Raw genomic sequence first — 10,939 nt, 5'->3', positions numbered from 1 at the left:
CCAAAGCGGAGTTCCTGGTCTCGAGGGTTTCTTGGAGTGACTCACCTCAATACCGGAACTCCGCTTCTGTTTGCCTGAGCGACACACCCCTCGACAGCCGCCACAACGCCTTAACCGAGCGGCGTTGGCGCTAGTTCACAGGAGCCTTCCGTCTCCTTGCACACCACCAGTAGGTTCGGGGTCACCGTGGGCTGCGACGCCACCCCGCGGTGATCCCGACCGACGCGGAGGTGCACGTGGCGGCGCAGGACGACCCCGGGCTCGCCCGGCTGATGTGGACGTACTTCGAGCCGGTCCACGCGGTCACCTACTTCCACCCGCGCGCCCGCGCCGCGTACGAGGCGGTCGGGCTGCGCGGCTACTGGCGGGGTTACTTCGCCGGCCGGGCCGCCCCGCTCGGCGCCGTCGAGGCGGCCCCGGTGGTGGCCGCGTTCTTCGGCTTCGCCCCGTCGATGGTGGCCCGGGCCCTGCCGTCGGTGTGGCGGCTGGCCACCCCGCAGGAGGCGCTGCGCGCCCGGCTCACGGGGGCGGTGCAGGCGCTGGCCGAGATGACGTACGAGCTGCCGGAGGCGCACCTCGCGGAGGCGGCCGGGCTGCTGGAGGAGGCGGCCGGGGCGGTGCAGACCGCCGGCCGGGTGCTGGGTGCCGCCAACGTGGCCCTGCCCGCCGCCGAGTACCCACTGGCCCGGCTCTGGCAGGCCGCCACCACCCTGCGGGAGCACCGGGGCGACGGGCACGTCGCCGCGCTGGTCACCACGGGGCTGGATCCGCTCGAGGTGCTGGCCTGGCGCTGCCGGGTCGACCAGTCCCGCGAGTTCCACCAGGTCGCCCGGGGCTGGACCGACGAGGAGTGGGCCGCCGCCGAGGAGCGGCTGGTCGAGAAGGGTTGGCTGACCGCCGAGCGGACGCCGACCGGCCACGGCACCGAGGCGTTCCGGGCGGTCGAGGAGGCCACGGACCGGGCCGCCCTCGGCCCGTGGCGAGCGCTGGGCGCGGAGCGTACGGCGCGGCTGCGCGAGCTGCTCGAACCGCTCGCCGAGCGGTGCCGCACCATCATCCCGCCGCAGAGCCCGATCGGGCTGCCCGCGCAGCGCTCCGCGCCCCGGGACGCATCAGCACCGGCCGGCTGACCCGCTGGCACCCGGGCCGGGGTGACCCGCCCGCGCCTCGCGGCCACCGGGGCCGGAATGAACCCGTACCGTCCGGGTAGCGGGGACGCGGGCGGCCGGCCCGGGCGCCGAGGCTGAGGAGGCGGCGATGAAGGCGATCGTGTACGAGACCAACGGCGACGCTTCGGTGCTCCAGCTCGTGGACCGGCCGGTGCCCGAGCCGGGGGCGGGTGAGGTCCTGGTGCGGGTGGCCGTCTCCGGGGTGAACCCGACCGACTGGAAGGCCCGGCGGCAGTGGCCCCTGCCGGCCGGCTGGCAGACCCCCGGCCAGGACGGCGCCGGGGTCGTGGAGGCAGTCGGCGCGGGCGTGGACCAGGGGCTGATCGGCGAGCGGGTGTGGCTGTGGGAGGCCGCCTGGCAGCGGCCCTGGGGCACCGCCGCCGAGTACACGGTGGTGCCGGTCCGGCACGCGGTGCCGCTCGGCGACGCCTCCTTCGACCTGGGGGCGTGCCTCGGCATCCCGTTCCTGACCGCGCACCGGTGCCTGACGGCCGGGGAGTTCATGCCGGACAGGCTGCACGCGGGCGCGCTGAGCGACCACACCGTGCTGGTGCAGGGCGGGGCGGGCGCGGTCGGCAACGCGGCGATCCAGCTCGCCCGCTGGGCCGACGCCTGCGTGATCGCCACGGTGAGCAGCGCGGAGAAGGCGAACCTCGCGGCGGCGGCCGGCGCCTCTCACGTGATCAACTATCGGGAGCAGGACGTCGTCGAGGAGGTCCGCAAGATCGCTCCCGACGGGGTGCACACCGTCGTCGAGGTCTCCCCGGCGCGCAACGCGGCGGTCGACGTGCAAATGCTGCGCCGGGGCGGGGCCGTGTGCGCGTACGCCGACGACGGTGGGAGCGAGGTGACCCTGCCGGTCCGCGCGCTGATGGTGCCGAACGCCCGCTGGCAGTTCGTGCTGATCTACACCGCTCCGGCGGCGGCCAAGGCGCAGGGGGTGCTGGACGTCGCGGCGGCAGCGGCCCAGAACGGAATCCGGGTCGGCCAGGACGCGGGCCTGCCGCTGCACCACTGGTCGCTGGCCGCGACGGCGACCGCGCACCAGGAGGTGGAGCGCTCGGTGGTCGGGAAGGTGCTGGTCAGCACCACCGAATGAGGCGCGTTCACCGGGTGTTTTCCCCGACGGCGGGACAGAGGCGAACAAGTTTCGCGACAATGGTCCAGCGGGACAATCCCGCACGAGACGGGCGGCCCCGGCGCGGTGCGAACGCCGGGGCCGCCCCTTGGGGAGGGAGGCTCAGGAGTGTCCCCCTGCCCTATCAGGCGACGAACCGCCTGATGTCGTTACGGCGCCGTCAACTCAAGGACCGCCAGGCCGCCTTCGGCGTACCGGGAGCGGACCACCTTCTTGTCGAACTTGCCGACGCTGGTCTTCGGGACCGCGTCGATGAACGCCCACCGCTCGGGCAACTGCCAGCGCGCCACCGACTTCGCGAGGAAGTCGCGCAGGTCCTCGGCGGTCGCCTCGGCGCCCTCACGGAGCACCACGGTCGCCAACGGCCGCTCGTCCCAGCGCGCGTCCGGCACACCCACCACGCATGCCTCCAGCACGGCCGGGTGGGCCATCAGGGCGTTCTCCAGGTCGACTGAGGAGATCCACTCCCCGCCGGACTTGATCACGTCCTTCGCCCGGTCGGTGAGGGTGATGTACCCGTCCGGCGAGAGCATGCCCACGTCGCCGGTGCGCAGCCAGCCGTCGCGGAACTTGTCCGGGTCCGGGGCGTCGTCTCCGACGTACCGGGCGGTGACCCACGGGCCGCGGACCTCCAACTCGCCGACGGACGTCCCGTCGGCGGGCAGCGGCTCGCCGAGCGGGCCGACGATGCGCGCCTCGACCCCGGCGGGGACGCGGCCCTGGGTGTACCGGTAGCGCCAGGCGTCCTCGCCGGTCGCGCCGGCCGGCGGCCGGGCGACCGAGCCGAGCGGGGACATCTCGGTCATCCCCCAGGCGTGGACGATCTCGATACCGTGCCGCTCGTGGAAGGCGTGCATCAGCGCGGGCGGGCAGGCCGAGCCGCCGACGATCACCTCCTTGAGGGAGGCGGTGTCCACGTCGCGGCCGTCCAGGTATGCCAGCAGGTCGGTCCAGATGGTCGGCACCGCGCCGGCCAGCGTGGGCCGCTCGGCGGCGATCATCTCGGCGATCGGGGCGGCCTGGAGGAACCGGTCCGGCAGGATCACCGACGCGCCGGACATGAACGCCGCGTACGGCAGCCCCCACGACATGGCGTGGAACATCGGCACGATGATCAGCTCGCGCGTGGTCGGCCCGAGGCCGAACCCCTCCGGCAGGCAGACCTGGAGCGAGTGCAGGTAGATGGACCGGTGCGAGTATGCGACGCCCTTGGGGTTGCCGGTGGTCCCGGACGTGTAGCAGAGGGCCGCCGCATCACGCTCGTCCAGCTCCGGCCAGTCGTAGACCTCCGGCCGGCCGGCCAGCAGGGCGTCCCAGTGGTGTACGGCGATCCGGTCGCCGGCCGCCGCCACCAGCGGGGCCGGGTCGCCCCCGCCGACCACCACCACGTGTCGCACCGTGGTCATCTGGCCGATCGACTTCGCCAGCAGCGGGATGAGCGTCGTGTCGACCAGCACCACCCGGTCCTCGGCGTGGTTGGCGATGTAGGCGACCTGCTCGGGGAAGAGCCTGATGTTCAGCGTGTGCAGCACCGCGCCCATGCTCGGCACGGCGAAGTACGCCACCAGGTGCTCGGCGTTGTTCCACATGAACGTGGCGACCCGCTCGTCGCCCGTCACCCCGCACTCGTCGCGCAGCGCGTGGGCGAGCCGGGCCGCCGTGCGTCCCACCTCGGCGTACGACATGCGGTGGGGCTCGCCGCCGGTCCACGTGACCACCTCGGCGGCGTGGTGCACGGTGGCGCCGTGTTCGAGGATCCGGGCGACCTGGAGGGGGGCGTCCATCATCGTGCTACGCATGGGTAACAAGCTAGTGTCGTGGGTCACACGTTGGGAACCCCCCGTAAATTGTTCGGGTGAGCATCTCCTGGGCCGATTCGTACGTCGGTCAATTGCGCGCCCTGGCCGGTGACCGCACCCTGATGTTCGTCGGCGCCCGCGCCGTCGTGCGCGACAACGCCGGTCGCCTGCTGCTGATCCGGCGCTCGGACAACGGCCAGTGGGCGATGCCGGCGGGCGCGATGGAGCTGGGCGAGTCGATCGCCGACTGCGCGGTACGCGAGGTGCGCGAGGAGACCGGGCTGCGGGCCCTGCGGGTCGGGGCGTTCGCCCTCTACACCGGCCCGGACCGGACCCACACCAACATGTACGGCCACACGTACCAGGTCTTCACCGTCGCCTTCCGGGTCGAGGACTGGGACGGGGACCTGGCCCGGGTCACCGACGAGACCACGGACGCCGGCTTCTTCCCCCGCGACAGGCTCCCCGCCCCGCTGTCGACCTCGGTCACCGAGACCCTCGCCGACCTGGACGTCTTCGAGCAGACGAACCGGCTGATCCTCAAGTAGGCCCGGCCAAGGGCACCGGGCTGATCCTCAAGTAGGCCCGGCCAAGGGCACCGGGCTGATCCTCAAGTAGGCCCGGTCCGCCCCACGGACGCGGGACGGACCGGCACCGCCGGGTGACCTCCCCCGTTGAAAGGCATCCGGCCGGGAACCGCCGGATGACGGCTCCACATGTACGGGCGTCGACGTTCGCGATTCCGTTACGTGATCAACGCGCTCCGTCACAGCATGGTCTGGCTCTTGGCCTGCATGTCGGCCGCGGTCTCGTCCTTCGACTCCTTCGTCAGCGGCTTGCCGCCCGGGGCGGGGGCCTTCCCGCCCAGCGGGTCGGCGCCGCCGGTGGCGCCCCGCGGCCCGGCGCCGCGCAGCCTCTCGTTCGGCAGCGCCAACGTGACCAGCACCGCCACCACGGCGATCAGCCCGGTGGTGAGGAAGACCAGGTGCAGCGAGTCGACGAAGGCGGCCTGGACGGCGGCGCGGACCGGGCCGGGCAGGGCCAGGATGGTCGAGGGCTCGTTGATCGAGATGTTCGTCCCGCCCTGGGCCGCCACCGCCGCCCGCTCGGCCGGCGGGAGCTGGGCGATCGCGCCCGGCAGCCGGTCGGCGAGCTGGTGGGTGAGCTGCGACGAGAGCACCGCCCCGAGGATCGCCACGCCGAACGACCCGCCGAGCGACCGGAAGAACGTGGCCGAGGAGGTGCCTGCACCCAGGTCCCGGGGATCCACCGCGTTCTGCACCGCGAGGATCAGCGACTGCATGCACAGGCCCAGGCCGACGCCGATCACCACCATGTAGCCGAACGCCACCCAGAGGGAGGTGTCCACCGCCAGGCGGGTGAACAGCAGCATGCCGGCGAGCAGCACGACCGTTCCCGCCACCGGGAACCACTTGTACCGGCCGATCCGGCTCATCGCCCGGCCGGTCAGGATCGAGGTGACGATGATGCCGGCCATCATCGGCAGCATCAGCAGGCCGCTGCGGGTGGGCGAGGCGCCCTTGACGATCTGCAGGTACAGCGGGATGAAGATGATCGACCCGAACATCACCAGGCCGAGCACGAAACCGGCGGCGTTGGCCAGCGCGAACGTGGCGCTGCGGAACAGCCGCAGCGGCAGGATCGGCTCGGCGACCCGGGCCTCCTGCAGCAGGAAGAGCCCGGCCAGCACCGCCCCGGCCGCGAACAGCCCGATGATGACGCCGGAGCGCCAGGCGTACGAGGTGCCGCCCCAGCTCAGCGCGAGCAGCAGGCAGCTCACCCCGGCGACCAGCACCGCCGCCCCGATCCAGTCGATCGCGTGCTCCCGCCGCTGGAACGGGACCAGCCGCATGACGTGGTAGCAGACCACGATGGCGAGGATCGCCAGCGGCACGTTGATGTAGAAGATCCACCGCCAGTTCGTCTCGGCGAAGTAGCCGCCGACGAGCGGGCCGGCCACCGAGGAGAGGCCGAACACCGCCCCGAACAACCCCTGGTACCGGCCGCGCTCCCGGGGCGACACGACGTCCGAGATGATAGTGAACGCGAGCGTCATCAGGCCGCCGGCGCCGAGCCCCTGCACGCCCCGGGTGACGATGAGCTGGGTCATGTTCTGTGACAGCCCGGCCAGCAGCGAGCCGAGCAGGAACGTCCCGATCGAGAAGAGGAAGACCGGGCGGCGGCCGTACAGGTCGGCCATCTTGCCGTACAGCGGGGTCGAGGCCGTGGAGGCGAGCAGGTATGCCGTCACCACCCAGGAGTAGTGGTTGATCCCGCCGAGCTGGCCGACGATGGTGGGCAGCGCCGTGCCGACGATGGTCTGGTCCAGCGCGGCCAGCAGCATGCCGGTCATCAGGCCGAACATGAGCAGGCGGAGCTGGCGGGCGGTCAGCACGGGTCGGCTCTGGGCTTCGGCGGTCACCCGGCGTTCTTTCCCGTCTGGCGCGGAACATGCCGGGACCGTCGTGCCGGGCGACGGCAGCGAGCGGGAAACCCCTCGACAGGGCCCTGCCAGCCCGCCACCATCCGCTGGTGAAACCGCTGCGCCGCCTGGCGCTGGACGTCACGCCGCTGCGCACCTCCCGGGACTTCCGGCTGGTCTTCTCGGCGGCGGGAGTGTCCGGCTTCGGGTCGTTCATCACGTACGTGACGGTGCCGTACCAGGTGTACGAGCTGACCCGGGATCCGCTGCTCGTCGGCCTGCTCGGGGTCTGCGAGCTCGTACCCCTGCTCGTGATGGCCTTCGTCGGCGGCGCCCTCGCCGACTACCTGGACCGGCGGCTGCTGGTGCTCGGCGGCGAGATCGGGTTCACGCTGCTCTGCGCGGCCCTGCTGGTCAACTCGCTCGGGTCGAGCCCGCAGCTCTGGCTGCTCTACCTGGTGGCCGCGCTGACCGCCGCGCTGGACGGCCTGCAGCGCCCGGCCCTGGAGGGGCTGACCCCGCGCGTGGTGACGCCCGACGAGATCCCGGCGGCGAGCGCGCTGAACTCACTGCGGATGCAGGTGGCGCAGCTCGGCGGCCCCGCCGTGGCGGGCGTGCTGATCGCCTCGGTCGACCTGGCCTGGGTGTACGCGATCGACCTGGCCACCTTCGCGTTCTCGCTGGCCTGCCTGGCGCTGGTGCGGGCGGTGCCGCCGCCCCCGGCCGCCGACCGGCCGTCGCTGCGGTCGGTGGCGACGGGCCTGCGGTACGCCCGCAGCCGACCCGAACTGCTCGGCACGTACCTGGTCGACATCAACGCGATGTTCTTCGGCATGCCGCAGGCGCTGTATCCGTTCATGGCGGCGAAGCTCGGCGGGCCGGCGGTGCTCGGCCTGCTCTACGCCGCCCCGGCGGTCGGCTCGCTGGTGGCGACCCTCGCCTCCGGCTGGACGTCCCGGGTGCACCGGCACGGCCTGATGGTGGTGCTCGCGGCCGGGGCCTGGGGCCTGGCGATCGTCGGGTTCGGCCTGGTCGGCTCGCTGTGGGTGGCCCTGTTCTTCCTGGCCCTGGCCGGCGCGGCGGACATGGTCTCCGGCCTGTTCCGCATGATCATCTGGAACCAGACCATCCCCAACCACCTGCGCGGCCGGCTCGCCGGCATCGAGATGCTGTCGTACTCGACCGGGCCGCTGCTCGGCCAGCTCCGCTCCGGCCTGGTGGCCCGTACGCCGCTGGGCGTCGGCGGGTCGATCGTCTCCGGCGGCGTGCTGTGCGTGCTCGGCACGGTGGCGTTGGCCGCCGCGCTGCCGGCGTTCCTCCGCTACGACGGCCGCGACGGCCTGGCCCGCAAGCAGGCCGAGGACGCCGCCTGGGCCGCCGCGGCAGCACCGGTGTCCCAGGTTTGACTCGGGACGCCGGGGGGACCCCGACGGACATGGCAGGAGCAGCAGCGGAGGAGCGGCTCGCCACCGTCGTGGAGAGCTGGCTGGGACGTCCCGTGCTGGTGATCGGCGACGCCATGCTCGACGAGTGGCGGTTCGCCGAGTCGGACCGGCTCTGCCGGGAGGCGCCGGCGCCCGTGCTCACCCTGCGCCGCCGGATCTCGGCGGCCGGCGGCGCGGCGAACACCGCGGTCAACGTCGCCGCCCTCGGCGGGCGGGCGGTGCTGGTCGCCCCGGTCGGCGCCGACGCCGCCGGGGACGAACTGCACGACTGCCTGGACCGGGCCGGCGTCTGGGACCGTACGGTCAACCATCCCGGCCGGCCGACGCCCGTGAAGCGGCGGATGCTGGCCGGCAACCAGATCCTGCTGCGCGAGGACTCCGGCGACCCGGACGACGTGCTGGACGACGACGGCGTGGCCCGGCTGGTGACGGCGCTGGAGTGCGCCACCGAGGAGCTGCGGGCCGCCGCCGGCGGCGAGCCGCCCACCCTGGTGGTCTGCGACTATGGGCTCGGCGCGCTCCCCGCCCCGGTACGCGCCTGGCTGGTCGCCGCCCGCGACCGGTACGCCACCGTCGCGCTGGACGCGCACGACCTCGCGGACTGGCGGGGCCTCGCGCCGACCGTGGTCACCCCGAGCTTCGCCGAGGCGACCCGGCTGCTGGCGCGGGCCGCCTCCCGTACCGACTCCCATTTGCACCTCGACCACCCGGAGACCGACCCGGCGGACGGGCCGTCGGAGCTGAGCGTGGGCACCGCGCCGGGCGGCCTGGGACGTCCGACGGGCCTGACCGGCGAGCCGACGCCCGGCGAGGAGCGGGTGACGCTGACCGGTGACGGGCTCAGTGTGACCGGGATCGCCGTGGACCCGACGGCCGGCGACAGGGTGGACCGGGCCCTGCTGGCCGAGGCGCGCCTCGCCGAACTGCGGGCGCACACCGGCGCGGACGTGGTCGCGGTGACCCTGGACACCGACGGGGCGGTGGTCGGCGGCACGGACGGCGAGCCGCGGCGCAGCCACAGCACCCCCGTACCGGCCAGCCACGCGGTAGGGGCGGGTGACGCGTACCTGGCGGCGATGACGCTGGCCCTGGCCGCCGACGCGCCGCTGCCGACCGCCGCCCAGCTCGCCCAGCTCGCGGCCACCATCACCGTGTCGGACACGGGCACCTGCGTGTGCCGGCGCGAGGATCTGCTGGAGGCCCTCGGCGTCGGCGGCGCGTCCGCCGGGAACCGGGTGCTGGTGTCCCCCGACGAGCTGGCCGCCGTCGTGGCCGCCCACCGGGGCGAGGGCCGCTCGGTGGTCTTCACCAACGGCTGCTTCGACGTGCTGCACCCGGGACACGTGCGCTACCTGGAGCAGGCGCGGGCGCTCGGCGACCTGCTGGTGGTCGCGGTGAACTCCGACGGCAGCGTCCGCCGGCTGAAGGGGCCGGACCGCCCGGTCAACCCGGCGGAGGACCGGGTCACCCTGCTCGCCGCGCTGGCGTGCGTCGACCACGTGGTGGTCTTCGAGGAGGACTCGCCGGCGGGGCTGATCGAGGTCGTCCGACCCGACGTGTACGTCAAGGGCGGCGACTACCCGCCGGACATGGTCCCGGAGGCGCCGTTGGTGCGCCGCCTCGGCGGTCAGGTCCGCACCCTCGGGTACGTGCCGGACCGCTCCACCTCGGCGATCATCGAGCGGATCCGCGCCAACGGCCGGGACAGGCCGTACGGCCGGAACCGGGCCGACGCGCGCAACCGGCTCGACGCCGGGGACCCGGTCGGGGGCCGGAACCGGGGCGCCGGCCGCGACCCGGTCGACGGGCGGGGCGCCGGCCGCGATCCGGTCGACGGGCGGGGCGCCGGCCGCGATCCGGTCGACGGGCGGGGCGCCGCCGAGGGCCGGAACGGCGGGCCGCGCGACGCCGGGCGGGGCTCCGGCGGCCGGGGCGCCACGACGCCGGTGCCGGGCAGGCCGGCGTGAACCGGCCGCTCGACCTCGGCACCGTTGCGCGGTTCCGCCGGGAACGACAGCTCGACGTGCTGATCCCGACCCGCAACCGCCCCGCCGAACTGGCGGTCACGCTCTCCGGGCTGGCCGCCCAGGAGGGCGTACCCGGGTTCGGGGTCGCGGTCAGCGACCAGTCCGACGACCTGCCCGCGTACGCCCATCCGGCGGCGGCGACGATGGTGCGGGCGCTGCGCCACCGGGGCCACCCGGTCCTGCTGACCCGGCGGCTGCCCCGGCGCGGGCTGGCGGAGCACCGGGCGTACCTGCTCGACCTGTCGGCGGCCCGGTACGTGCTCTGCCTCGACGACGACGTCTGGCTGGAACCGGGCACGCTGCGCCGGCTGGTCACCGCGATCGGGGAGCTGGGCTGCGGCTTCGTCGGCAACGCGGTGCACGGCCTGTCGTACGTCGACGACGTCCGGCCGGAGACGCACCGGCACTACGAGGAGTGGGTGGGCCGGCCCGTGCCGGAGCGGGTCCGCCCCGGCACCCGGGAGTGGCACCGGTCGGCCATCCATCCGGCGGCGAACCTGCTGCACGTCACCGAGAAGCTGCGCCTGCCGCCCGGGGCGTGGCGGGCGTACAAGGTCTCCTGGGTCGGCGGGTGCGTGCTCTACGACCGCGCGGCCCTGGTCGACTCGGGCGGCTTCGACTTCTGGCGGCGGGTGCAGGTGGACCACCAGGGCGAGGACGTGGCCGCCCAGCTCGCCGTGTTGGAGCGCCACGGCGGCGCGGGGGTCCTGCCCAGCGGGGCGTACCACCTGGAGTCGCCGACCACGGTCACCGACCGCGGCGTGGAGGCGTGGGAGGTCGTGCTGTCCGGCTCGGACGCGCCGCAGCCGGCGTGAGGCCGGTCGGACGCGCCGCAGCCGGCGTGAGGCCGGTCGGACGCGCCGCAGCCGGCGTGAGGCCGGTCGGACGCGCCGCAGCCGGCGTGAGGCCGGTCGGACG

The 10,939-nt window shown here is 74.1% G+C and carries 7 protein-coding genes and 1 pseudogene; 6 read left to right on the top strand and 2 right to left on the bottom strand.

What is annotated here, in order from left to right:
- Nucleotides 1-272 precede the first annotated feature (272 nt).
- Together ABGB16_RS32275 and ABGB16_RS32270 are read left to right on the top strand one after the other, a co-directional pair.
- The gene (locus tag ABGB16_RS32275) at nucleotides 273-1,130 is read left to right on the top strand and encodes a hypothetical protein (RefSeq protein WP_347671856.1); all 858 of its coding nucleotides are present in this window, start codon (nucleotides 273-275) and stop codon (nucleotides 1,128-1,130) included.
- Nucleotides 1,131-1,257: 127 nt separating this feature from the next.
- Nucleotides 1,258-2,268: an NADPH:quinone reductase gene (locus tag ABGB16_RS32270; protein WP_347671854.1), complete on the top strand. Its 1,011-nt coding sequence runs from the start codon at nucleotides 1,258-1,260 to the stop codon at nucleotides 2,266-2,268.
- Between the two features lie 188 nt (nucleotides 2,269-2,456).
- Here the strand turns inward: ABGB16_RS32270 and ABGB16_RS32265 are convergent, their stop codons facing one another.
- On the bottom strand, nucleotides 2,457-4,091 hold the full coding sequence (locus ABGB16_RS32265) for a fatty acid--CoA ligase (RefSeq protein ID WP_347671855.1): 1,635 nt from the start codon (nucleotides 4,089-4,091) through the stop codon (nucleotides 2,457-2,459).
- Between the two features lie 71 nt (nucleotides 4,092-4,162).
- Between ABGB16_RS32265 and ABGB16_RS32260 the strand changes: the two genes are divergently transcribed.
- Nucleotides 4,163-4,654, top strand: a complete 492-nt coding sequence (locus ABGB16_RS32260; RefSeq protein ID WP_347671853.1) for an NUDIX domain-containing protein — start codon at nucleotides 4,163-4,165, stop codon at nucleotides 4,652-4,654.
- Between the two features lie 218 nt (nucleotides 4,655-4,872).
- Here ABGB16_RS32260 and ABGB16_RS32255 read toward each other — a convergent pair whose 3' ends face one another.
- On the bottom strand, nucleotides 4,873-6,549 hold the full coding sequence (locus tag ABGB16_RS32255; RefSeq protein ID WP_347671852.1) for an MDR family MFS transporter: 1,677 nt from the start codon (nucleotides 6,547-6,549) through the stop codon (nucleotides 4,873-4,875).
- Nucleotides 6,550-6,659: 110 nt separating this feature from the next.
- Here ABGB16_RS32255 and ABGB16_RS32250 point away from each other — a divergent pair, with 110 nt between their 5' ends.
- The 3 genes and pseudogenes from ABGB16_RS32250 to ABGB16_RS32240 all read left to right on the top strand — a co-directional run bounded on the left by ABGB16_RS32250 (nucleotide 6,660) and on the right by ABGB16_RS32240 (nucleotide 10,836).
- Complete coding sequence (locus ABGB16_RS32250) at nucleotides 6,660-7,955, top strand: MFS transporter (protein ID WP_347671851.1); 1,296 nt, start codon at nucleotides 6,660-6,662, stop codon at nucleotides 7,953-7,955.
- Between the two features lie 29 nt (nucleotides 7,956-7,984).
- A pseudogene (rfaE2, locus tag ABGB16_RS32245) lies at nucleotides 7,985-9,694 on the top strand (D-glycero-beta-D-manno-heptose 1-phosphate adenylyltransferase); the annotation flags it as partial.
- A 263-nt stretch (nucleotides 9,695-9,957) separates the two neighbouring features.
- A complete protein-coding gene (locus ABGB16_RS32240; RefSeq protein WP_347671850.1) occupies nucleotides 9,958-10,836 on the top strand; it encodes a glycosyltransferase family 2 protein in 879 nt (292 codons plus the stop codon).
- Nucleotides 10,837-10,939: the final 103 nt, after the last annotated feature.

Origin of the sequence: Micromonospora sp. B11E3 (genome assembly GCF_039871625.1) — a bacterium.
Taxonomy (GTDB): domain Bacteria; phylum Actinomycetota; class Actinomycetes; order Mycobacteriales; family Micromonosporaceae; genus Micromonospora.
The sequence above is the reverse complement of the archived record's forward strand: the minus strand, read 5'-3'. Positions and strand labels throughout refer to the sequence as shown.